The organism is Algoriphagus machipongonensis (assembly GCF_000166275.1).
GTDB lineage: Bacteria > Bacteroidota > Bacteroidia > Cytophagales > Cyclobacteriaceae > Algoriphagus > Algoriphagus machipongonensis.
The window spans coordinates 1,918,669-1,944,944 of the sequence record NZ_CM001023.1; the positions used below are offsets into that span (position 1 = coordinate 1,918,669).

Below are 26,276 nucleotides of genomic sequence, written 5' to 3' on the forward strand. Positions count from 1 at the left end.
GGATATATGATATAAGATTTGTGATTTAGTCAAGGCGCTCTAAAACCAATAAGCGAATTTCGATAAATTCGGATCCTTTTATTTCTGGGGCTTTCATCACTAGTGGGTGACGGCCTTTTTCCAGATAGATCGTGCCTATTTCCATAGGTTTATAGTCTTTTTCATAAGATTCTGATCTTGGTGATCGGTCAAATTCAGCAGCCACGAAATCTGAATCATTTGCTTGGTCGACGGAGGTGCGAACTTCATTTTCTCCCTGTCTTAATAAAAGAGTGGAGCCAACAGAAGCTTCTTTGCCAGCATAGTAAACAGTGGCTTTATACTCTCCTGAAGTCAATATCTCAGTATCCCAAGTGACACTATCTTGTGTGGAAGTCCAATTGGAGAAAAAGGATGAATTGGGATGAATGCTGGAGCGCTTGATGCTGCCATGAGGAATTCCATCTCTAGCAGGCAAAAGCGTGTACTTACTATCTTTATATCCTACCGGAAAAATCTCCTCCCTGTTCCGATCCAGTTCAGACAAAACTGTTTGTGTCCAATTGGTTTTGAGTTGGATCATTTCATCAAGTAAAGAATCTTTGGAAGCGGTAATCGGATAGTTTTGTTCGGGATCTGATTCCAAATCATACAATTCATTGTTTTGGTCTAGCATGTATCGTTGGTTTCGCAAACTGACTTTTCCATTCCAATGACTGTAAACCACTCTATTTGTTTCAGGTATTTCTTCTCCAAAAAGCAAAGGCTTTAAGCTAATCCCATCCAGTGGTTTTTCAGTTTTATAATCGATTTTTGCTAAGTCCATCAAAGAAGGCAATATATCAATGGTACTTGCCAATTGATCCACCACCAAAGGTTTAAAATGATCTTTCCAAAAGAGAATCAGGGGAGAGCGCACCCCGCCTTCATCCGTACTGCCTTTAATTCCCTTCAAACCTTCATTCCATCTCCAACCATTTGGTCCATTGTCAGATAGGTAGATGATGATGGTGTTTTCCTGAAGTTGAAGACTGTCGAGTGTATTTAGAATTCTACCGACATTCCAATCAATATTTTCACACAAGGCATATGCCGCCCTGGTTTTATCAATAAGCTCTTTTTCATGGTATCTGTGTATGGTATCGATGGGTGCATTTTCGTACTTCTCCCACCAATTGTCTAGCACTTGCATTGGGCTATGAGGTGTGTTGTACGCTAGGTAAACAAAAAATGGATTTTCCTGATTTTCTGTGATAAAGTCCATCGCGTGATCGGTTAAATCGTCGATGATAAAACCATTCCCTTGGACCACTTCTCCATTATGCTCCAGCATAGGGCTGAAATAATTCCCCCAATGTCCTGAAGCAAAACCGTAATACTCCTCAAATCCTCGATTGTTTGGGTGGAAAGGAGGTTGAGATCCATTGTGCCATTTTCCAAAAGCTGAAGTTTTATAACCGTTGGATTGGAATATTTCTGCAAACGTTGTTTCATCCAAATCAAGCCTCTCTCCTCCTTCTGAAGTGGAATAAACTCCTCCGCGCGCGTGAAATCTACCCGTCAATAATTCGGCTCGGGTTGGTGAACAAACAGGGTTCACATAAAACCTGCTAAACTGAATTCCATTGGCGGCGAGTTGGTCTATGTTGGGTGTGTTTACATAAGGATTTCCATTCACTCCTAAATCTCCCCAGCCTTGATCATCCGATAGAATAAGGATAATATTTGGTGGGGTATCTTCCTTTTCCGCCTTTTGGCAAGATTGAAATGCATAAGCCAGAAAGCATAGGAAAAGTAATTTTCTAGAAAAAATAAGGGATGGATTCAGCATGGGTTTCAAAATCAGCAAAGTGAAAATTCGTGTTTTAAGGTAAAATAATTCCTTCGTACAAGAAATTGAAATTCAATAATCCTGCAAAAAGGTGAATGGAATTTGGAATGTTTATTATAAACTGGGTTTTAGAATATGTTGCCTGAGGTTCATTGAAAATAATTTTCCCAAAAGGGAACAATTTGATTCTCAGTATTTAAAGTCTAAATATAGAATTGAAGATACTTTATATTTATTCTGGTTTTTTGTAACCAATCCAATGGCATCTACATCTAATGTATATGCTGAAAAATTACATTAAAATCGCCTGGAGAAATCTGACTAGAAACAAGTCCTTTAGCTTGATCAATATTTTGGGCTTGGCGGTCAGTATGTCTGTTTGTTTATTGATTATTGTGATACTGATTGATCAATATAGTTATGATACGTATCATGAGAATAAGGACAGAATTTACCGGGTTCACACCACCCGATATCAGCAAAACAATGGCGAAACAGCAAGTTCTGCTTTGCCTTTGGCAGAGAAGTTAAGAAACGAATATCCTTTTGTGGAGGAGTCAGCGGCCCTTAACAGTGAGATAGGTGGAGATGTGATTTATGAGGATAAGTTCGCCACAGGAGGCGGCTATTTTGCTGATGGAAACCTATTTAAAATCCTTGATTTTTCATTTAAAGAAGGCGATCCTGCAACAGCATTAAACGAACCCTATTCCCTGGTCATTTCCTCCGATATGGCAGAAATATTATTTGGTGATGAATCGGCTCTAGGTAAAACAGTGGCTTTTCATGATAAAGACATCAAAGCCACAGACATAGAAGAAGGGAATTTTGAGACGGACTTTGGGTATTTTACCATTACGGGAGTTTTAAATCCAATTCCTTTACGTACTCACTTACCGCTAAAACTTCTGGCCTCGTTGAGTACAAAGAAAACGCTTCCTGAAGGCTCTGTTTTGTCCAATGAAGAAGATGATTGGGACAATGTTTGGACTAACTATACCTATGTCTTAATGCAGGATGGAAAGGGTAGAGATGATTTGCAATATGCTTTAGAAGAGGTTTCTGAAGAAATTTATGGGGCTAAATATGAAGGTAAACACTCTTTCAAAGCTGTTCCTTTAGATGATATCACTCCGATTGGCTTCATTGGAAATACTACCCATGTTTCTTTTCCAAAAGTCGTTTTATTAATCCTTTCGGTTCTTTGCATGATCGTGATGCTTTCGGCATGCCTGAATTATACCAATATGTCGGTGGCTAGGGCTTTGACCCGAGTAAAAGAAGTGGGGATAAGAAAAGTTTCAGGGGCAAACAAAAAGCAGATTTTCGCGCAGTTTATTACCGAAGCAGTGGTGATATCTCTTTGCTCCTTATTTTTTGCTTATCTGATTCTCCAGCTATTGGAGTGGGGAGTAAAGGGCTTGACATTCAGTCAATACCTTAAAATTTCCTTTGAAAATAGTCTCTTGGCTTTTGGGATATTTTTGGTTTTCAGTTTGGTTGTTGGCATCATCGCAGGCTTGCTTCCGGCGATGTATGTTGCTAGACTGAATCCGATCAATTTGTTCAGCAAGTTAAATAAGGTAAAGATTTTTAAGAAAATGGGTATTCGAAATGCGATGATGGTGGTTCAATTTTCGATTTCTTTAATATTCATTATTTCCGTGGTGCTAATGCAATCTCAAGCTAAGCATATTCTGAATTTCGATTACGGTTTTGATAAAGAAAATGTGGTGACTGTCAAGCTGTTTAATCCAGATAATTACGATCGGTTTGCACAAGCATTAGCATCCAATCCAGCAGTTTCTACGGTAGGGGGAACTTCCCTGATTCCCGGAGGAGGCTGGAATTTTGGAACTCAGGTAATTAATCCGGATCATCCTTTGGACAGTTTGCCAAGTAATTTTTTTGATATTAATTCTGGGACGATTGATGTGCTCGACCTAGAAATTGTTGCAGGAAAAAACTTACCCACTGAAGGAAGTGATCAATTGATTTTGATCAATGAAAAAGCTGTTTCTAACTTTAATTTTGGGTCTAATGATCAAGCCATAGGAAAGCTTTTGGTGGTTGAAAATGGGGAGGAATTTAAAAATGTAGAGGTTGCAGGAGTAGTAAAAGATTTTCAATTTTTATCTCCAGATAGGGAAATAGAAAGCTTGGTTTTAAGAAATCGAAGTTCTGCTTTGGGCTTTGCTTTGGTCAAAGTAGCTCCTGAAAATCAAGCCAAGACTTTGGCAGGTTTGGAATCTACGTGGAAGGAGGTAAACCCCAACTCTAAATTCTCTTATAAATACATGGATCAGGAACTGTTATTTATCCACCAGGTGTTGGGAGATGTTTTATCGGTGGTTGGCTTGATTTCATTTTTGGCAATCTTTGTTTCTTGTCTTGGACTTTTGGGTATGGCAACCTATACGGCTCAAACTCGAATTAAAGAAATTGGAATCCGTAAAACGTTGGGTTCTAGTGTTTCACAAATCATTGTTTTGCTTTCTCGAGGATTTATGATTTTACTAGGGGTGGCGATTATTTTAGCTGTACCAGCTGCTTACTTTATTAATAATCTTTGGTTGGAGTTTTTTGCTTCCCGAGTAAGTATCGGCCTGATTCCTATTGCCATCGGCGTGGGCTTCATTTTGGTGATCAGTTTGGGTATAGTGATTTCGCAGGCATATCGAGCTGCGATAGTGAATCCGATTGATAGTCTGAAAAGTGAGTGAGAAGTAGGAGGTTGGAAGTCGTGGAGTTGGAGGTAGGAGGAATTGGATTGCTTCGGTCATTCCTCACTCGCAATGACGTTTGAAAAATTCATCTTGATACTATACACTGCCTTTTGCGACCAAGCTTAAGGTAGGCCAACTGCGACCATGCTACGGCAGGCTAGCTGCTTACTGCCAACTGTATTTGCCTTCGATTTCGAGACTCTCGTCTATCAAGTGCTCAGGCATACAAAAGGCAAACTGCGTACTGCGACCATGCCTACGTCAGGCTAGTTGCTTATTTCCAACTGAGTATTGCCCACTAGCGAACAAAATTGTCCGTTGGTTTTATGGATTAACGCTTCCTAATGGTCAAATGGAGAGTTTTTAAGGTATTTATTCTGGCATAGAAGTGGAATATTGGATGGTGGAGAAAACTCATTTTCTAGGATCGATTGATTTGGAAATGGGATTTTAGACGCTAAAAATCCATGTGGAAAAACTACTTAAAAATAGCTTGGAGAAATCTGCTTAGGCAGAAATCCTTTTCATTAATCAATGTGCTTGGCTTATCGGTAGGTTTAGCTTGCTGCTTGATTCTCTTGGCTTTTGTGAAGCATGAAAAATCATACGATTCTTTTCATCAAGACTCGGATCAGATTTATAGAGTTGTACAGGAGGTCCAACAAAAAAATAAATGGGCTTGGGCAGGAGGAGCAGTAGCTCCCATGCTTAGAAAGGAGTTTGAAGGAGAATTGGATGAAGTGGTGAGTTTGACCCAGATCAGCACTTACCTTTATGCACCTGATGGACTTGCTCCAGATGAGCGTTTCAGGGAAGATCGATTTATTTTTTCAGATGAGGGGTTCGACCAATTATTTGGCTTTGAATTAAGTAAAGGGAGTTGGAAAGGTGTTTTAGAAAACCCTTATCAAGTGGTGATTACCGAAGAGATGGCCCAAAAGTATTTTGGAGAAGGTGATCCTATCGGGAAAGTACTTATTTCTACTGGAGATTTTTCATTTGAAGTTCGAGGAGTCTTAAAAGAGCTCCCCACTAATTCCCATATGAAATTCGATTTCATTTCAGGAATGAATACTTTCAAATCCTTTAATGATTTTCCAATCACGGCTGATTTTGGGAGTTTTTGGTGGCCACAGACCTACACTTATGTGAAGGTCAATAAACAACAAAATGCGATAGCTATCAGTGATAAAATTCCTGAGATAAACCCAAAATATAGAAATCCAGAAGAAGCAAAAGCCTACGTACATTTTCTACAGCCTATCACGGATGTTCATACGAATTCTACTTTCCAAGGGGAATGGACTCCACCTATGTCGGAGCAAACACTATGGATTTTTCTTTCTATAGCAGTTTTTGTTTTAGTGCTAGCCTGCATCAATTTTATCAATCTGGCAACTGCTCGAGCCATCAAAAGAATGAAGGAAATTGGTATTAGAAAAGTCAATGGAGCTCATAAAGGCCAATTGATATCCCAATTTTTAGCTGAGTCATTTTTGATCAATGCCATAGCCATGGTGCTGGGAATTCTTGTAGTTTACCTAGCAGTACCACTTGTTGAAAGTGCCATTGCTATTCGAGTTCCTATAGATTTAATGAGAGATACTCAGATGCAATTGTTGCTTTTAGGCATTTGGTTTACTTCCTCGATTTTAGCTGGAGTTTTTCCTGCTTTCTATTTATCTGGTTTAAAACCGGAAATGATTTTAAAGCAATCTCCTTTGAATAAGGGTAAATCCATATTGAGGAAATCCTTGGTAGTATTTCAGTTTGTGCTATCTACACTTTTGGTTTTTTGTGCATCTGTTGCCTTTTACCAACATCAGTTTATGACAAATTCTTCCATGGGTTTTGATTCTGATGGTTTGATATCAGTGAAAATGGGGAACCTGGCGAAAGAAAAAGGAGATGTACTCAAACAAGAATTGAGCAATCTCCCTGGGGTAAGTTCAGTGAAGTTTACTAGTGATCGTCCTGGAATAGACTCAGGTTGGAATCCAACAGCAGATTACCCAGGGATCAAAGAAGGCGAAACTAAAAACATTAATGTTCAATATATCGATGCAGGGTATTTTGAAAGCTTGGGGATTCCTATGGTTTCTGGTAGAGAATTCCTTGAAAATACTGCAGACGGTGGGATTTCTAAATTAATGCGTGACCGTTTTCCTGACCTGAATAATGTAGCGATGGTTGTAAATGAGGTAGCATTGGAGTGGATGAATGAAGATCAAAACTCAGTTCTAGGTGCTGATTTGAGGGTTTTTACGGAAGAAAATGGAGAGCTTTTCTCTAATTATAATGGCAATGTCGTCGGAGTGGTAAAGGATTACCATACACGTGATTTGAGATATGCTATTGCTCCAACCATCTATTTGCCGGTTAAAAATGCAGCCTTTGATGGTAGTAATTATGTTTTGATCAAAGCCAATGAGGGAATAAACGCAGGTGTCCTAGAACAATTAAAAGCCACATGGCAAGAGGTGAACTCGGGTTTGCCTTTCGATTTTAAGTTTTTAGATGAAGACATAGCGATGCAGTACGAGCAGCAAGCTAAGACCAGTTCGCTTTTAGGCTCTTTTGCTTTCTTGACATTGTTAATCTCCTGTTTGGGACTTCTCGGCTTATCGATTTTCACTGCTGAATCCAGAAGAAAGGAAATTGGCATTCGACGGGTACTTGGAGCCTCAGCTGCTACTATTGTCAATAAACTAACATCCGAATTCCTGATTTTGGTTGGCTTTTCTTTATTGATTGCCTTGCCATTAGGGTATTACTTGATGCAGGAATGGCTTGATCAATTTGCCTTTAAAGTCCCTGTCTCCATATGGTTTTTCATAGTCTCAGCTGCTATATCCATTCTTCTGGCATATTCTACAGTTTCCATACAGTCTTTAAAAACAGCTTTTGCCAACCCAGTGGATTCTATTAAAAATGAGTGAAATCATTCGCTAAAGTCAACGAATAACCAAGCCGAAATTTGAATTAACTATTCCTGATATGTTAAAAAATTATTTTAAAATCGCCCTACGAAATTTATCAAAAAACAAACTCCATACTGGGATCAATTTGATTGGTCTATCTCTAGGTTTGGGTGTCAGTATTTTGATTTTCTTTTTCGTCCAATTCGAATTGAACTTTGATAAATTCCATTCCAATTCAGAGAATACTTTTAGGATAAAAAGGTTTGAGGTGTTTGAAGGGGAGTTAAGGAGCTCATTTTCTACACCTATTGTTTCCGCTCCAGTTTTTAAGGAGGAGTTTCCTCAAATACAAAAAATAACGCGATTTATAGGAGGGGTGGCTCAAGCTTATCTGGATGAAGAAAACACTCAAAGCCAGGAGTTTTTGACGGTTAGTCCTGACTTTTTGGAAATCTTTGATTTCAAATTATTGCAGGGAGACAAATCAAGTGTTCTCAACGATAAATATGGGATAGTAATCACGGAGGAAACGTCAAAAAGGTACTTTGGAGATTCGAATCCCATTGGTAAAAGCATACGACTGCGTGTAGCTGAAACCTATGAAGAATATCAAGTTCAGGGAGTATTAGAAGATATCCCTACCAATTCCAGTATTCAGTTTGAAATGTTATTGAATGATGAAAACTTGGACTTTTTGGTTGAAGAAAGAAGTAGAAATTCCTGGTACAATGTGTTTGGAGAAACCTATGTAACCTTAGCTAATGCCAGCCAAGAGCAGGATGTGGAGTCAGGAATGGAGGCTTTGATGAAGAAGGTTTTAGGAGAGGATTATGAGGAAGGAGAATATTATTTCACATTGGAACCTATAGCAGGAATGCACCTTTCGGATGATCCTATCACAGGGATGGTAGAAACTACTCGTCCTAAATTACTTTGGATTTTATCTACAATAGCCATATTAATTCTGCTGATTGCCAGTATAAACTTTACTACGATGGCCATAGGTAGGGCTATGACTCGAGCAAAAGAAGTTGGGGTTAGAAAGACCATGGGAGCTGATTTTGGTCAGTTGGTTTTTCAATTTCTAACGGAAGCTTTTCTGACAACAATGGCCTCACTTGTGGTGGGCGTAATTTTGGCAGAAGTTTTATTACCTACATTCAATGAGCTTTTTGAGAAAAACCTGAATTTGGTTTATGGAATCAATCAGATTTTAATATTAATCGGATTAGTAATTTTTATTACACTTTTGGCGGGTGCTTACCCGGCATTTTTCCTTTCAGGTTTGAAACCTATCAAAGTATTGAAAGGAACCCTTTCAATTCATTTTGGTAAGCAAGGGCTTAGAAAAGGACTGGTAGCTTTTCAATTTTTCATTTCTTTCCTTTTGGTGGCCTCTACATTAATTATGGTTCATCAGATGAATACGATTCGAAATTATGATTTGGGCTTTGATCAAAATATGGTGGTCATAGTAGATGTACCGGAAATTCCTTCCACCAGTTTTGTAAAGACTATTAATGATAGTTTCAAACAAGCGGAGTTATATAGACAATCGTTGAGTGCTAGATCGGAAGTGCAATCTGCAGGGATCACCATTGCTACCTATGGCGATGATGCATTTTGGGATGCTGGTTTTCCATTAGAGGAAGGAAAGCAATTTCAATTCAAAGTGAATTTCGTAGGAGGAGATTACGTCAAAACCTTAGGCTTTGACTTGGTGGAAGGACGTGATTTTAACCCAGACCAAGGAGCTGACAGCAGTGCTTTTGTCATCAACGAAAAGTTTGCAGAAGCTATGGGCTGGGATGATCCTACCGCGGAAATGATGCCTAGTACTCGTTTCAATAGTCATGAAATTGTGGGGGTAGTAAAGGATTTTAATCACGCTTCCTTATACAGAGATATTGAACCGGTATTATTTGCCAAAAGTCCAGAGGCCGTATTCAGTGGGATTAATTCATTGAGTATAAATTCGGCAACAAATCCTAAGGTGGTTGTAAAAGGTTCCGGGATGGATTTTGACTCATTTAGAGCTTTGTTGGAAAGCGAGTGGGAAAAGGTATTCCCTTCAGAGGCTTTCAGCTTCAGTTTCTTGGATGAGACGGTTGAGGCTCAATATAGAGCGGATGAAAGACTAGGTAAAATGGTCTTTTTTGCTGCAGGGATCGCGATTCTAATTGCTGCAATGGGATTATTTGCTTTGGCGGCACTAAGTATTTCGGGTAGAACCAAAGAGATAGGAATACGAAAAGTCTTGGGGGCGTCTTCTTGGAGCATTTCCTGGATGTTTAATAAAGAATTCTTGGTAATCACAGTAATAGGAATTCTAATAGCATTGCCATTAAGCTTCTATGTCATGCAAAGTTGGATTGAGCAATTTGCTGTTAAAGAATGGCCTTCTTGGTTGAACTTCACTCTTTTGGCTATCTCAGGAATTGGTTTTACGCTGCTGATCGTCTCAGCTCAGTCCTATTATGCTTCCCAGATGAATCCTGTTAAAACGTTGAAAGATGAATAATTAAAAAAAACCTGTAGTAGGTTCATGTCAAGCTGGAATGCGGAGGTAATAGAAGGGGATAAGCACTAGAAAATCATGAGTAAATAATTTAATTTTTAAATCATAGAAAGATGCTAATAAACTATTTAAAGATTCTTTGGAGGCAGTTGTATGCTGATAAGACCAATTCTATTATCCACATAGGAGGATTGGCAATAGGAATTAGCACCGTGCTTGTGATTTTAATTTATGTTCGTTTTGAACAGAGTTTTGATGCTGATTTAAAAAACGCCGACCAATTATACCGAATCAACTTAACTTCTTATGCAGAAGATGAATTGGTGGAAAAGGGAGCTCGAACATCCCCGGCGATGGGAGAAACATTTGCTAAGGAGGTAGCTTCAGTAGAAGATTTTAGCAGGGTAGTTATTTTAGGTGAGGTGATTGCTGGGCACGAAGAGCAATTTGTCAGAGAAGAAAAAATCTTAATTACCGATCAGCAGTATTTTGATTTTTTCGATACAGAGATTTTGGAAGGCGATCTTAATAAGATGGGGGAACCTCTTAAAGTGATGTTATCCCAAACTATACATGATAAGATTTTTGGGGAACAAAATGGAATCGGAAAAACCCTGGAGATCAATAGTACCAATTTTGACGGTACCGTTGATTTTGAGGTGGTAGGGGTATTTGATTCCCCAGCTGCCAACCGGCATTTAAGACCAGAAATATTGATTTCTTATGCCACTTTGCATCATTTTATAGGAAAGGGAATAGATCAATCTTATGATTGGCTTAATCTCTATTCTTATTTGAAATTGGCGCCGGAGGCCTCTGTATCCGATACGGAAGATGCCATCAATGAAAGCTTTTTGAAACATTATGGAGAAAATCTAGAGTCCAGTAATTCAAAATGGGCTCTTGCACTTCAACCTATAAAAAGCATTCATACAACCCTAGATTATACAGGTGAATTTGAAAAGGGAGTTGATGGGAAAAACTTGAATTACTTTCTGTGGATAGGTGTGTTTGTTTTGTTGATGGTTTATCTGAATTCAATCAATATCTCAAATGCAAAAGCCATGAGCAGAGCAAGGGAAATCGGAGTCAGAAAAGTATCCGGAGGAAATAAGTTTCAGCTCTTTTCTCAGTTTATGTTTGAAAGCCTGATAGTCAATTTATTTGCAACCATAATTGCTTCGGCTTTGATTTTTTCAGGAGGAAAATTGCTAAACAATCTATTGGATTTGGGTTTGCCTGAAGATGTTTTTGAGGCTAACATGATTTTAAATTATTTGATAGGTTTTTGGCTTTTAGGCACCTTTATTTCTGGGGTTTATCCAGCATTGATTCTTACCAGTTTCTCTCCTTCTGGTGCATTGAAAGGTACTTTGAAATTTAAATTGAAGTCTGCACTCGCAAGACCCTTATTAGTGAGCCAATTAGTCTTTTGTTTGGTGATCATTGCAGGAGTTTTGACTGTATACAAGCAGTTGGATTTTATGCGCGAACAGAAATTGGGATTAAACCTCGAAGATAAACTAGTCTTTCGTTCACCCATGTTGTTTATCGATGGCAGCGGCAACTATCAAGAGCAAATTCAAAATTCGATCGGTAATTTAAATTCGGTTAATTCCATTGCGGCAACAAACGAAATTCCAGGTAACGAAGTGTATTGGAGGTCTGATGAGTTTCATGCAGAAGGAAAGGAGAAAAATGGAGCCATGTTTAATATGCTAAATGTTGGGGCTGGATATTTTGATGTTTTTGAAATTGAAATTCTAGCGGGAAAGAAATTTAATTTATCTCTCGAAACAGGTTCTGAAGCAATTATTAACAAAAAAGCTCTTTCAACTCTCGGCTTTTCAAGCCCCGAAGATGCGATAGGAAAAGCACTCGTAAATAGAAATTCTTCTGTTCCCATTACTGCCGTTGTCGATGATTATCGTCAGCAAGGTGTCAAAGTGGATGTGGAGCCTTTGGTCTTAAATTATTCATCAGGAGATTTAAAATACTATGTCGTGGATATCAACGGGTCAAATCCCACCCAGGCTCTAAGTGAAATTAAGAGTGTATTTAATGAGAACTATAAAAGTTCTCCATTTGAATATTATTTCTTGGATGAGCATTTCGATAAGCAGTATAAAAGCGAGCAGCAGTTTGTTCAATTATTCGGTATGGCCTCTTTGGTTGCAATTATCATTGCAGTGATGGGAATCCTTGGGGTGACAAATCAATTGGTTTTACAGAAAAACAAAGAGCTGAGTATTCGGAAGATATTAGGTGCCACACCAGCACAACTATTAAATCTTATTTCAGGAGAATATTTCATTTGGCTTGGAGTCTGTTTTGCGGCAGGAATACCTCTCTCATACTATATTTTATCAGGCTGGTTAGAAAACTTTCAGCTCCAGATCTCACTTGGCTTTTGGTTTTTTGTGCTACCGGCATTGACCATTTTCATGCTGTTTTTGATGACGACTTGTTATCAAACTCTGAAACTGGTTTTTGTAAATCCTTCTGAAATTCTAAAAGATGAATAAGTCGATGTTAGAAATTTGACTTGCTATGTAAACAATAAATAATCCTTCAAGCTCCAACCTGCCAATGCTTAAAAACTACTTTAAAATAGCCTTTAGAAACATCCTTCGGAATAAACTCCGTTCAGTGATTCATGTATTGGGTTTATCTATTGGAATCTCAATCTGCTTCTTGATATTCAATGTTGTTTGGTTTGCAAATAGCTTTGATAATTTTCATACAGATGGGGATAGGATTTTTAGGGTTACTACTACATCAATTTATAGAGGAAATGTTTATCCAAACCCCGGAGTGCCTTTTCCTTTAGGGGAGCAGATTGAGAATGAAGTGAATGGTATAGAAAACCGAACGCATATCTATACTCTAGGGGAAACATTGGTTGGAATTCCTTCAGCTAATAAAAACCTAGGTAGGCAAAGAGGTATTCTTTTGGCCTCTGAGGACTTTTTTAAACTGTTTCCGAGAGAATGGATTGCAGGCTCTGAAGATTTGGCTCTTTCTAAGCCTAATTCGGTGGTTCTTTCAGAAAAATCGGCAAACAGCTATTTCCCAGATCAAGCCCCAGATCAGATTTTAGGTCAGGAGGTTATTTATTTCAATCAAGATTCAATTCCAGCAGTGGTCACTGGAATTGTAAAAGCCTATGAAGAAAATTCAGATCTAGAATTTAGCAGCTTTGTTTCTTTGAGTTCTATTCAGACTATGAAGAACAAATCACGGTTCAATATAGATCGCTGGGATGCAATAACTTCAAGTTCTCAATTGTTTGTAAAGATTTCTGAAAATGTTGATCCTGAAGCCATTGAGAGTGAATTTCCAGAGATGATCGAGAAATACATTGAATTGGATAATGGAGATTTACGATCGCATGCTTTACAACCTTTATCTGAAGTTCATTTTACAAGTGCGCTTGCCAATGAGACCGCAGATAGATTATTGTTAAAAGGATTGATGATTTTAGGAGGTATAATTTTGATTTTGGCATGTCTGAATTTTGTCAATTTGGAAACAGCTCATGCGATTAATCGAGCAAAAGAAGTGGGGATCAGAAAGACTTTGGGAGGCAACCGGGCACAACTGACCAAGCAATTCTTATCAGAGACTTTCATCATAGTACTTATTGCCTGTATCATCGCATTTGCATTTGTTGAAATTCTGAAAACTTTAGCTTTAGGATATTTACCGGAAAATTTCTCAATTCAGTATTTTACTTGGGTAAACTTTGGCTTCTTATCTCTGTTTGCAATTCTTCTTACTTTTATTGCCGGCATTTATCCTGCCTTGGTTTTGGGTAAATATGACCCTCAAAGAGCATTGAAAGGTGAGCGAGTAAGAATGGGAAGTTTTTCTTTTGGGGTCTTTTTACGGAAAAATCTTACGGTAATCCAGTTTACTTTTTCTATTGCCTTTGTAATTATGGTGTTTGTGCTAAATAGCCAATTGCGCTACTTGAGCCAACAGGAAATGGGTTTTGATAAGGAGGCTGTTTTATACATTTCTACTCCCTTTCGAGATGAACTCAAGCGAACAGATATTTTCAAGGAGCAAATCAAACAACAATCCTTTGTAAGTAATATTTCCATTAGTGATGATTTGGTTTCATCTAATAGCTATTCTACTTCAGAAGTGAAGTTGTTTGTTGATTCCACAGAGATGAATATGGAAGTTCAAAATAAATTAATTGATTCCTCTTTTGTTGCAGTAAACGGGTTAGAAATTATCGCAGGAAAAAATATTTCCAACCGGATCAATGAGGTTTTGGTCAATGAAGCTTTTGTGAAAAAGTATGGTTTTTCAAATCCCGAAGAAGTGATTGGAATGAATTTCTATTATGGAGACACCAGTAGGGTTATTCAAGGTGTGACGAATGATTTTCATGCGGTGAATCTAAGATCTGAAATCAAGCCATTACTAATGGTTTATGATCCTGAGTATTCTTCGCTGGTTAATGTGAAACTTGAAAAAGGAGCAGATATCCGATTAGCAAAAGCAAAGATGGATCAAATTTTCAAAGAGTTATATCCATTAGAATCTTCAGAATTCCAGTTTTTGGATGAGGTAATTGCCCAATTTTATGAAGACGATCAAAAACTTAGAAATGTGATGGGGTTTGCCTCATTTTTGGCAATTCTAATTTCATGTTTAGGGCTTTTTGGTTTATCGTCATTTACGATAGCGCAGCGAACAAAAGAGATCGGTATTAGGAAAGTACTGGGAGCTACAGTTTCTCAGGTGTTACTTTTAATAAGTAAAGAGTATGTGATACTTATTGGTTTTTCGTTTGCCTTTGCTTCAGCCATTGCATGGTACTTTGCCAGCAAGTTTCTAAATGAATATGCTTTCAAAATAGAGATGCCATATGGACTTTTTGTCCTTTCAGGTATACTCATTCTTTCCATTTGTTTATTGATTGTGGGATTACATGCTCTCAATGCATCACAGACAAATCCAGCAAAAGTCCTAAAAGATGAATAGAATAAAGTATCAAGTAACATGCACAAGGTATCAAGTATCGGGTGTCGAATACCAGAATCACAGATTTCAGTAATTGAAATGATTTGAGTCAATTTTCAAATTTTTCAATTTTTCAATATTCAAATAAGAAAAACATGCTTAAAAATTATTTTAAAATCGCTTGGAGAAATCTTCTGAGAAACAAACTTAGGACAGGAATCCACATTCTAGGTTTGTCTATTGGAATAGCAATTTGCTTTTTGATTTTCAATGTGGTCACCCATTCTTATAGCTTTGATAAATTTCACCCTGATGGTGATAGGATTTACCGTGTCAATACGCTAACAGATTGGGGAGATGGAGATAGTTATCCTAACTCAGGGACTCCAGGTCCCTTAAATGAGGTGATAAAAGATGAAATCTCAGGGATTGAAGAAAAGGGTAAACTTTATACCTTATACAATACATTGGTAGCCTTTCCAAACACCGATAAAGTTTTTGGAAGGTCAGATGATGTGACATTTTCAGATCCTGGATTCTTTAAGATTTTCCCTCGAGAATGGCTTGCGGGGAACCCTGAAACAGCCTTGCTTCAACCTGAATCACTGGTGATTTCGGAGTCAAGCTTGCATAAATATTTCCCGGGTTCGGAAGCTTCTGACGTTTTGGGACAGGAAATAATGTTTGTGGACTCGGATTCTATCTATACAAAAATCACTGGGGTCGTAGCTGACTATGAGGAGAATACAGATTTTATCTTCAATAACTTTATTTCCTTAAGTACTATCAGAACAGAAGAGCAAATAAGTTGGTATGGTCTGCATGAATGGAGTTCAGTAAACTCCAGTAGCCAGCTTTTCATCAAACTTGATAAGGGGGTATCTCCAGAATCTGTGGATGAGGCATTTGAGCCATTGATTGCAAAAAATATGGAGGCTCAAGAAAATGGAGAATACAGTACCAGTTTTTTTACTGAGCCTCTATCAGCTATGCATTTTGGTCAAACCTATGGAAGCAATAGTGTTTCCAAAACTTTCTTAAAAGGATTGGTTTTTATTGGCTTGATAATCTTGGTGCTTGCTACTTTAAATTTTGTCAATCTTGAAACTGCCCAAGCGATAAGCCGATCTAAAGAAGTGGGTATTAGGAAGACAATTGGAGGAACTCGATTTCAATTGATATTTCAGTTTTTGGCAGAGACATTTTTAATAATCTTGGTGAGTTCATTACTAGCATTAGGCCTGGTGGAGGCATTGAAAATATTGTTTAAGACCTATTTGCCACAGAATTTCACAATCGATTATTTTTCGTCTTTAAATCTTCTTTTTTACCTGGCTTTTCCGGTCCTATTGACACTGATTACTGGGATTTATCCAGCGTTGATCCTATCGAATTATGATCCTCAGCGGGCTTTAAAAGGAGAAAAGGTAAGAAATGGGAAGTTTTCTTTAGGGGTGTTTCTGCGAAAGAACCTTACCGTAGTCCAATTATCATCTTCCATCGCCTTTATTATACTTGTTTTGGTATTAAACTACCAACTTAAATATGTGACCAGTCAGCCTTTGGGCTTTGAGAAAGAAGCAGTGATGTATGCAAGTTTGCCATTTATGTCTGATCCGGATAAGATGGTACAGCTTCAGGACCGGTTTAATCAAGAGGGAATGGTAAAAGGAGCAAGTTTGAGTGGAACTCTGGTTTCCTCCACAAGTCTATGGACCTCAATAGTACGGGTGCCAGTAGATACGACATTTGAGGAGCTTTCGATTCAAGTCATGAATGTGGATTCGGCATTTGTTGGAGTGAATGGTATTCCATTGTTAGCAGGAAATGCTAAAATTGACCAAAAAGATGAAATTCTGGTGAATGCCAAATTTGTAAAAGAGGCTGGCTTTTCAAGCCCAGAGGAGGCCTTGGGAGCTGAAATCGGATATAGTCAAGAGCAAGTGAAAATCATAGGCGTGGTCGCAGATTTTCATTCCAGAACACTACGTGAGGAAATTCGACCTTTGCTATTTACTTATAATCCAGAATATTTCCGCTCTGTAAATGTTAAGTTAAATTCGGATCAAAATTTGGCTGCTGCAAAGGAGCGCTTGGAAGAAATCTATCTCTCAATTTACCCTTACGAAACTGCGGAATTCAATTTTTTGGATTCACAAATTGATCGGTTTTATCAGGAAGATGTGAAAATTAAGAATGTATTGGGCTTTGCTTGTGCCTTGGCAATATTGATCTCTTGCTTGGGTTTATTTGGCCTTTCCAGTTTCACAATCGCCCAACGCACCAAAGAGATAAGTATCAGAAAAGTCTTAGGAGCAACCTTACAGCAGATTCTGTTTCTGATCTCCAAAGAATATATGATCTTAGTTGGGGTGTCATTTTTAATAGCTGTGTTCCCGGCATACTATTTCTTGAATGATTGGTTGAGTGGTTTCAATACAAGAGTAAGTATGCCTTATTTGATGTTTGTCTTAGCGGGATTGGGTGTGATGGCAATTTGTTTACTGATAGTAGGGATTCATTCTTATGTGGCTTCTCAGACAAATCCGGCGAAAGTCCTCAAGAATGAATAATGGATTGCTGTTAGATTTAAAATAAGCCAAATTGTATAAATATTTTCGATCCAAGGGAGCCTAAAATTATTTTGGCTCCCTTGGATCTTTTTAAGTCCTTAAGAAAGCCGTGGAATGATCTTAATCGAAAAATTCAATGAATCCATCGGGAGGTAAATAAAATTTTTAAATAAGTTTTACATGGATATTTATATTTGTTCCCTTAAATTGTCTTTTCAATAAAAACCGGAATAATATTAAACCTTAACTGCTATATGCAAAAGTCTACTTTTTTATCAGCATGGATTGTATCTGTTTTGTTCTTATCAATTAATTTTTCTCAGGCACAGTCTGTTTCTAAGGAAGATGGTTTTAAGCGACTATTCAATGGAGAGAATCTTGATGGATGGGTAGGAAATAAAGAGTCCTACCGAGCTGAAAATGGCATGATTGTTATCGATCCTCAAGGTGGTGGAGGTGGGAATTTATATACTGAAAAAGAATATGGGAATTTCATTCTCCATTTCGAATTTCAACTTACACCTGGCGCAAATAATGGGCTTGGGATTCATGCACCTCTTGAAGGTGATGCAGCATATGTTGGAAAAGAGCTGCAAATTTTGGATAATCGAGCGAAGAAATATGCTGAATTGGAGGTTTATCAATATCATGGTTCGGTTTATGGAGTAATACCCGCAAGAAGGGGATTCCTTAATCCAGTTGGAGAGTGGAACAAACAAACCGTTATTGTAAACCATCCTAAAATCCAAGTGATTTTAAATGGTGAAACTATTCTTCAGGGAGATTATCTGGAGGCAAGTAAGGAAGGTACGCTAGACCATAAAGAACATCCTGGATTAGAAAGAAGCTCTGGCCATATTGGCTTTTTAGGACATGGAGATGTGGTCCATTTTAGAAATATTAGAATCAAGGAATTAAAATAACATAGTATAATCTTATAAAGCATGAGTAAAAAATAAAAAGTTTAGACCGCAGGGATTTTGTCAAGAAGAGTGGTCTTGGGATTTTAGGTGCTGCTTTGGCTCCTTCTTTTCTAAATCATTTAAATGCGGAAGGTAGATTAAGAACTGCCCATATTGGACTTGGAGGAATGGGAATGGCTGATTTAGATGCTATTTCATCCCATGACTTGGTTGATGTGGTTGCACTTTGTGATGTGGATAGTGAAGCTGTAGCAAAAGCAAAAGCTTTGCATCCAAATGCCAAAGTCTATTCTGATTATAGAATTTTGTTAAAAGAGATGGAAGATGAAATCGATGCTGTTGTGGTTTCTACTCCGGATCATACCCATGCACCGGCTTCTTTGATGGCTATGGATATGGATAAGCCTGTATACTGTCAAAAGCCATTGACACACCATGTTTCAGAGGCTAGAGAAATGAAAAAAATAGCTGAAAAGAAGAACTTGGTTACCCAAATGGGAATCCAGGTCCACTCTTTTTATGACTATAAATTAGCGACTTTGTTAATTCAGTCTGGAATTATTGGTAAGGTTCATACGGTTCGTGCTTGGTCACCAAAAAACTGGGGCTTCGATGGTCCAGAACCCATGGGGTCTGACCCTGTTCCTTCTACTTTGGATTGGAACTTATGGCAAGGAACAGCCGAAGAGAGACCGTATAAAGAAGGCTATTATCACCCAGGCAACTGGAGAAAAATCGTTGATTATGGCTGTGGTACACTAGGGGATATGGGAGTCCATATTTTTGATACCCCTTACAATGCCTTGGAATTAGATGTTCCAGAAACGATCATCAATGAGTGTCGTCAACCTACTGGTTTTGGGTTTCCTGAGCACAATACAGTAACCTATGAATTCCCTGGTACAGCCCAAACTGCAGAAAAATTGAAATGGGTATGGTATGATGGAACTGGAGCTCCTGCAGACCATGAAGATTTAGTTTTACCAAATGGAGATGAACTTCCAGATCAAGGAGCCATGTTTATCGGGGAAAATGGAAGATTGTTGTTGCCACACTTCCAGCAGCTTCCTAGAAAAATTGTGGATGGGAAATATGTAGAAATGGACATTGAATCATTCAACTTAGGGAAACCTGTAAAAGATTATGATTCAGAGAGTAAGAAGCATTACCATCAGTTTGTTGATGCCTGTTTGGGTAAGGATGAATGTAGTGCTCCCTTCTCTTATGCAGCTAAATTAACTGAGACTATTTTGCTAGGTACCATTGCTGGTAGATTCCCAAATCAGACACTTCACTGGGATAGTAAAAAGGCGAGGTTTACTGAGAAAGAAGCCAACAAATATTTAAAAGGAAAATACAGAAAATTCTAAAATGACGTTAACCTTCTAGATTATCTTCCGAATGATTCGTCCGCAGGCGAACAAAAATGTTCGAGAAGATGATAGGGTTGAACGTGAAAAAATGCCTCTAGAGCTATTCTAGGGGCTTTTTTTTGTGGCACAAAACTGGAAAACAAAAGCCTGTTGGAAAGCCACCAAAAAGAACAATTATGTGGAAGAACTATTTGAAAGTATCCTTTAGGAATCTTCAGAAAAGGAAGCTGTATACTGGAATCAATTTATTAGGATTGACCATTGCTATATTTAGTTTTTTAGCAATCTGTCTATACATCAATCATGAGTGGAGTTATGATAAAATGTATACCGACTACAATCGGATTTATAGATTGAATCAGGAGTTTCGCTCTCAAGGTGATGGACAATTGGTATCTTCTACTCCCTCTAGTCTTGTTCCAACATTGATAGAGGAAGTACCTGAGGTGGAAAATGGTACTTTAGTATTTGATGTAGGTATTTTTTCGACTGTAATGATTGATGCGGGTGATGGAAATCAAGAAGAAAATTCTTTTGCTTATGCAGATGAAAATTTTTACAAAATCTTTGATTTTGAATTACTTTCCGGCGATGTGGATAGGGTTTTGGCTGAACCTAATCAAATTGTATTAACCAAAAGCACTGCTGAAAAATATTTTGGAACTGCCTCTGCAGCACAAGGGAGTCCTTTAAAAGTAAATAACACTGATTTTGTAGTTTCTGGGGTTATGGAAGATTTTCCTTCCAACAGCCATTTGGAATTTGATTTTATTGGCTCATTTAAAACTCATAGGCATGGGATCAATCCTGAGTGGTCTCCAAGTAATTATTATTCCTATATAAAACTTAAGCCTGAAACAGATACGCAGGTTTTTGAAGGGAAACTTTCTCAATTAGTTGATAAGTACCTAGGGGAAGAATTGGCTGAATATGGTTATGAAACAGCTTTTTTTGTTCAGCCTGTAAGTCAAATTCACTTGGGAGATCAAGCACTTGGTTCTATAAAACCTGGAACAGATATCCGATATCTGTACATTTTTGGGATAGTAGCTTTATTATTGATTGCTATTGGTGTGATCAATTACGTCAACCTCGCTACCGCTGAGGCAACAGAAAGAAATAAGGAAGTTGGCTTGAGGAAAGTCATGGGGGCAGGAAGAGCACAATTATTCGGTCAGTTTGTTTCAGAGTCTTTTATATTGACTTTAGGGGCGGCCGTTTTAAGTGTTTTAGCTCTTTATCTTTTTGCACCAAAATTCTCCTCTCTCAGTGGAGTCCCTTTGGATTTAAACTTAGTGATTTCTCCAGTAGGATTGCTTCTTTTGGCTGGCTTCGTAGCAGTCATTGGTGTCTTGGCAGGCTTGTATCCATCTATGATTCTTTCTGGGATGGAACCCATTAAAGCTTTGGCAAATAAGGCCAAAATTGGTGGAGGAGCCTGGGTTAGGAAATCACTGGTGGTTTTCCAATTTTTCGTTTCCATTGGTTTGCTGATTTCCACTTTTGTGGTCAAAAGTCAGTTGAATTACATGCAGGAAGTCAATCTTGGCTATGAAAAAGAACACTTGGTTTCTCTAAGCTATCACTATAATATGAGAGATGGTATAGAGACTATCAAAAATGAGATGCTTCGCTCAGGAGCAGCAGTTTCTATTTCCAGAGCTGCAGATATGCCAGTACATATCAAAGCAGGATATAAAGTCTTTCCTGGGGGAGATAACCCCAAAGAGTTTATGATCACAGGATATTCTGTAGACAGAGATATTATTAATACGATAGACTTGGAATTAATAGCAGGAGATAATTTTACTGAAAGTGATCCAAGTAGAAGTGATCTTGAGGAAGGAACAGAAAGGTTTCCTGTGATCCTTAACGAATCCGCTATCAAGGAAATGGGATGGACTCCAGAAGAAGCCATTGGTAAAACCATTAACTTTGGTTTTAATGGAAATTCCATCATTAAGGGAGTGGTAAGGGACTTCTATTTTAATTCATTGCATCATCAAGTAGGTCCTTTAGTGATTTTTAAAGATCCTGATCAATCCAATGTTCTTCTAGTGAAGTTAGCCTCTGGAAATCCATCAGCACATTTGGCAACGTTAGAAGGAGTTTGGAAGGATTTGGTAGCTGAAAGACCATTCAATCCTGTCTTTGTAGATCAAGCTTATGACCAAATGTATAGCTCTGAGCAGAAGGCAGGGATGATCTTTGGATTGTTTTCTGGGATTGCCATATTTATTGCTTGCATGGGCTTATTTGGCCTAGTGAGTTATGTGGCACTTCGAAGAACAAGAGAGATCAGTATCAGAAAAGTTTTGGGGGCAACCCAGCAAAATGTGGTTATAGTATTAGCATCAGATTTCCTTAAACTATTGGGGATTTCAGCCATTTTGGCGATTGGATTTGGGTTTTGGTTCTCGAAGCAATGGCTTCAGGATTTTGCCAATAAAACAGACCCTACATTCTGGCCTTATGTAATTGCAATTGGGATTGTCTTTACCTTAGCCATGCTGACAATAGCCTATAGAAGCTGGAAAGTTTATTCATTGAACCCAGCAAAAACATTAAAAAGCGAATAACAACACACAAATATTATTTAAAACAATCAAATGATTCAACTGAAGGAAATTGATAAATTTATTGAGTCACGGTTTCATCGTGTATTTATTTTAAAAGGAATAAATCTGACCATCAATGAAGGTGAGTTTGTCACTTTGATGGGCCCCAGTGGAGCCGGAAAATCGACCCTACTCAATATTTTAGGATTATTAGATGAGGATTACGAAGGCGAATATTGGTTTGGTGAGCGCAATGTCACTAAAATGAGAGATCGTGACCGATCCAATCTTCATAAGTCTGAGTTTGGGTATATTTTTCAGGCCTACCATCTGATCGATGAGTTGACTGTTTATGAAAACATCGAGACTCCCTTACTTTATAGAAAAGTGCCTTCAGGAGAGAGGAAAAGTATCATCGCTAATTTATTGGACCGCTTTAATATGGTGGCCAAAAAAGATTTGTTTCCTGCACAGCTATCAGGAGGACAGCAACAGCTTGTAGGGATTGCCAGAGCAATTGCAGGTCGCCCCAAGATCTTGTTGGCAGATGAGCCTACTGGGAACCTTCATTCTGCTCAGGCCCAAGAGATCATGGAAGTTTTTCAAGAACTTCATAAAGAAGGAACCACAATTATACAAGCAACCCATGCCCGAGAAAATGCCGATTTCGGTACCAGATTGATCCAAATGCTGGATGGAAAAATTGATCAAGATGAAGTTATTACCCATGTATAAATTAGTTCTATTAGCAGGGATTGTTCTTATTTCTGCAAGTCAGGTTGTCGCACAGGATACGCTGAAATTAACCTTTAGTGAGGCAGTGGATATTGCTTTGTCCAAAAATTTGGATTTTCAGACGCAGTCCAATCAGATGGAGGTCTTGAAAAGGCAAAAACAGGCGGCTTTTGCCTCCCACTTTCCAAGCGCCAATATAGGTACGACTTTCCAACAGCAAAGCGGTCAGCAGTATCAGCAAGTGGAAGGTGAAATCGTGGTAACCAACGTTACCAATGAGATAGTATCGGCAGGACTTAATATGAACTTGCCATTATTTAATTCGGGGAGACGAATATTGGATACTCAATCCGCGAGGCTTGCTTATATGGCAGGAGAAAAAGGCTTGGAAAGAGCCGCTCAGCAAGTGATTTTTGATGTTTCTCGAAGGTATTTGCAAGTATTATTGGATAGTGAGCTTTTGAGAATTTCACTTGAAAATCTTGAAAATCAAAAGAAACAGCTAGAGCAAATCACAGGTTTTGTTGATGCGGGTCTACGTACTGTTTCCGATCAATACAATCAGGAATCTGAAGTGGCAAGATTAGAGTCTGTAGCCATTACGGCTGAAGTTCAACTGGAAAATGACCTTTGGGACCTTTCTGAATATCTTCAGTTAGAACCTACCGTAATTCCTGAATTGGAAGCGGTGGACCCAACTGCCACGGTAGTGTCTTTCGAAGGGTTAAGTGTTCTTGAATTGTATGAATTGGCAAAAGAGAATAGGTCTGATTTGGAACAACAATCCATGTTGGTGGAATCGACCAAAAAGAGTGTCAAGGCGATGAAAGCCATGTACTATCCTAGATTGAATGCCTTTTATAACTATAATACTTTCTTCACCTCATTGGATGATAGGAACCTTAGAGAGCAATTGCTGAAAGTATATCCTCAAAACACTATTGGGATCAACCTTTCGATTCCTATTTTCAATAATTTCCAGACAAGACTGGATGTAGGTAGAAGGAATTTAGCCTACAAAAACCAAATAATACAAAAGCAATCTATTGATAGGAGAGTCTTTCAAGAGGTGAAGCTGGCTTACCAGAATTATAGAGCTGCTGTTTCAAAAGAAGAAAATACTCAAGTTCAGGTTCTGGCAGCTGAGGAAGCTTTAAATGCGGTAAGAGAACGTTTTAGATTGGGGCTATCTAATTTTGTGGACCTATCTACAGCGAACCAACAATTGGTAGCTGCACAAGCTGATCAGGCTCAAGCATTATTTACTCTTTATTTCCAGGAAGTTCAAATGAAACATGCATTAGGAACCCTAGATGTAGGGTTTTAAAAATTCTCTTTTTGGAAAAAGGTTTTATGAAATCAAAAAAAAGAAGGCTGATCCATATGGACCAGCCTTCTTTGGTTGGTAGTGGTTTTATTGTGTATTAAAGCATTGCAAAGAACATGTCTAGATCTGGGATCAATACGATTCTTGTTCTTCTATTGATAGCCATATTCTCTGGGGTATCATTTTCTACTAAAGGCATGTAGCTAGATCTACCTGCAGCGATCATTTTTTCTGGAGCTACAGAATAGTTTTCTTGAAGTTTTCTCACAATACTGGTAGCTCTTTTTACAGAAAGATCCCAGTTATCTTGAAGTACTCCAGTAGAAATAGATCTTGGATCTGTGTGTCCTTCAATCATTACTTGAAGAGAAGGCTCAGCATTGATAACCTCTGCTAGTTTTTGTAATAAAGGATCTGCCTTTTTATTGATTCTATAACTTCCGGTATTGAACAATAATTTATCAGAAACAGAAATCATCACTACGGTTTGATCGATGTCGATTTGAACGTCATCTTCTTCTCCATCAACAGTAGTTTCAGTGATGTTTTGTTTTAGATTGTATTCAACAGCCAAGTTGACTGAATCTTCCAGCGTTTGTGCCTCAGCTAATTTTGCTTGGTCTACTTTCGCCAAAGTTTCATTCATTTTTTCTTTGGAGTTCTTAGACATAATTGTTGAGCCCTGGATGTCATACAGACTAGCATTTTCTCCGCTTAGCTCATCATTTACTGCTCTCAAAGAATTAATTCTATTATTGTACTCTGCTACTCTGGCTTCAATGATTGCCATTTTTTCTTCTAATTCAGCTTTTTCCTGATTAGTGTTAGCTAGTTCCGTTTGGGTTTTAAAAAGATTGCTCTCAAGTTCAGTGTATTTCTTTTTAGAAACACAAGAGACCATCATAGACGCTCCCAAAATTCCAGTGATAATAAATGATTTTTTCATTGTTTAGTGTTCTTGGTTTTCTCTATTAATTCCAAACCAACTGCCACAACCTGAATCAAGAACTTTTAAAAAAGCATTTCACGGTAAAAACCTTTAAATAATGGGTGTTTGAGCACTTTTTGTACAAAAACTCCCTGCTTTTACACAAAAAAAATATCCTGCTAGATGACAGGATATTTGAATTATTTGTGGAGGGCCTCCACACTTTGGCTAAGAAAATTCCCTCTTAAAAGGGTAAGTATTATTGCATAAACCTATTGACGACCTTGAATTCATTCATCACTCGGTAGGCAGCTCTCGTTATATCAGAACGGAAATTGGGGGATTCTAAATCAAAGTTAGCCGCTGTATAGCCCTGCCATATTGTATTGCCTCTCTTACTATCAATCACATAAATAACGAGCATCCCCTGATTTTCTTGATATTTTACCTGATTGTAAGTTTCATCTTTTTCCTGCTCTTTTTCTTCCTCTCCTTCCTCATTTTTTGTCGTTACGCCTCTTCTATTTAACCAGTAATTAAACTCGGGTTGTACATATCCTCTGTAACGGATGGAATCAACGAAAATTTTATAACTCACCAACATGTCAGGTTTTGGTTCGTATTCTCTAAAGCCCTGAGATCCCAATCTTGCACCAATTGTTGCATTTAATATTGGTGATATAGTGGTGGAGTCAATCTCTTCAGGGACTACAAAAGCAAAAGTTTTATATTTCTTAAAAGAACCCTGATAATTATAATCGTATTCTGTGACGTAATCTTTTTGAGAAAAGCAGCTAACGCAGATAATTAATAGAAGGGTCAAGATGAGGTAGGAGTTTTTCATAAGGTCAAATTCTATATTGTATGTGATTTACTAGAATTACGAACAATTCTTATACTTTGGATT

14 protein-coding genes are annotated in these 26,276 nt (G+C 38.1%); 11 read left to right on the top strand and 3 right to left on the bottom strand.

What is annotated here, in order from left to right:
* Positions 1 to 25 precede the first annotated feature (25 nt).
* The gene (locus tag ALPR1_RS08200; RefSeq protein WP_008199861.1) at positions 26 to 1,810 is read right to left on the bottom strand and encodes an arylsulfatase; all 1,785 of its coding nucleotides are present in this window, start codon (positions 1,808 to 1,810) and stop codon (positions 26 to 28) included.
* Between the two features lie 281 nt (positions 1,811 to 2,091).
* Here ALPR1_RS08200 and ALPR1_RS08210 point away from each other — a divergent pair, with 281 nt between their 5' ends.
* From ALPR1_RS08210 to ALPR1_RS08260, 11 genes are all read left to right on the top strand, one after another.
* Complete coding sequence (locus ALPR1_RS08210; RefSeq protein ID WP_153231778.1) at positions 2,092 to 4,533, top strand: ABC transporter permease; 2,442 nt, start codon at positions 2,092 to 2,094, stop codon at positions 4,531 to 4,533.
* A gap of 470 nt (positions 4,534 to 5,003) precedes the next feature.
* Positions 5,004 to 7,475 carry an ABC transporter permease gene (locus ALPR1_RS08215; protein ID WP_008199864.1) on the top strand — a complete coding sequence of 824 codons (2,472 nt, stop codon included), beginning with the start codon at positions 5,004 to 5,006 and terminating at the stop codon, positions 7,473 to 7,475.
* 58 nt (positions 7,476 to 7,533) lie between these two features.
* The gene (locus tag ALPR1_RS08220) at positions 7,534 to 9,978 is read left to right on the top strand and encodes an ABC transporter permease (RefSeq protein WP_008199865.1); all 2,445 of its coding nucleotides are present in this window, start codon (positions 7,534 to 7,536) and stop codon (positions 9,976 to 9,978) included.
* A gap of 110 nt (positions 9,979 to 10,088) precedes the next feature.
* Positions 10,089 to 12,500, top strand: coding sequence for an ABC transporter permease (locus tag ALPR1_RS08225; protein ID WP_008199867.1), 2,412 nt, complete (start codon positions 10,089 to 10,091; stop codon positions 12,498 to 12,500).
* A 64-nt stretch (positions 12,501 to 12,564) separates the two neighbouring features.
* Positions 12,565 to 14,973 (top strand): ABC transporter permease, encoded by a 2,409-nt coding sequence (locus ALPR1_RS08230; RefSeq protein WP_008199868.1) that lies wholly within the window; start codon positions 12,565 to 12,567, stop codon positions 14,971 to 14,973.
* Between the two features lie 134 nt (positions 14,974 to 15,107).
* Positions 15,108 to 17,525 (top strand): ABC transporter permease, encoded by a 2,418-nt coding sequence (locus ALPR1_RS08235; protein WP_008199870.1) that lies wholly within the window; start codon positions 15,108 to 15,110, stop codon positions 17,523 to 17,525.
* Between the two features lie 254 nt (positions 17,526 to 17,779).
* Positions 17,780 to 18,448: a 3-keto-disaccharide hydrolase gene (locus tag ALPR1_RS08240; RefSeq protein WP_008199871.1), complete on the top strand. Its 669-nt coding sequence runs from the start codon at positions 17,780 to 17,782 to the stop codon at positions 18,446 to 18,448.
* A gap of 95 nt (positions 18,449 to 18,543) precedes the next feature.
* Positions 18,544 to 19,818, top strand: a complete 1,275-nt coding sequence (locus tag ALPR1_RS08245; protein ID WP_008199873.1) for a Gfo/Idh/MocA family protein — start codon at positions 18,544 to 18,546, stop codon at positions 19,816 to 19,818.
* Positions 19,819 to 19,997: 179 nt separating this feature from the next.
* On the top strand, positions 19,998 to 22,400 hold the full coding sequence (locus tag ALPR1_RS08250) for an FtsX-like permease family protein (RefSeq protein WP_008199875.1): 2,403 nt from the start codon (positions 19,998 to 20,000) through the stop codon (positions 22,398 to 22,400).
* 30 nt (positions 22,401 to 22,430) lie between these two features.
* A complete protein-coding gene (locus ALPR1_RS08255; protein ID WP_008199877.1) occupies positions 22,431 to 23,114 on the top strand; it encodes an ABC transporter ATP-binding protein in 684 nt (227 codons plus the stop codon).
* Positions 23,092 to 24,441 (top strand): TolC family protein, encoded by a 1,350-nt coding sequence (locus ALPR1_RS08260; protein WP_153231779.1) that lies wholly within the window; start codon positions 23,092 to 23,094, stop codon positions 24,439 to 24,441. The genes ALPR1_RS08255 and ALPR1_RS08260 overlap by 23 nt, the downstream gene beginning before the upstream one ends.
* Positions 24,442 to 24,538: 97 nt before the next feature.
* Here the strand turns inward: ALPR1_RS08260 and ALPR1_RS08265 are convergent, their stop codons facing one another.
* Complete coding sequence (locus ALPR1_RS08265; protein WP_008199881.1) at positions 24,539 to 25,387, bottom strand: OmpA/MotB family protein; 849 nt, start codon at positions 25,385 to 25,387, stop codon at positions 24,539 to 24,541.
* A gap of 241 nt (positions 25,388 to 25,628) precedes the next feature.
* On the bottom strand, positions 25,629 to 26,213 hold the full coding sequence (locus ALPR1_RS08270; protein ID WP_008199883.1) for a DUF4136 domain-containing protein: 585 nt from the start codon (positions 26,211 to 26,213) through the stop codon (positions 25,629 to 25,631).
* Positions 26,214 to 26,276: the final 63 nt, after the last annotated feature.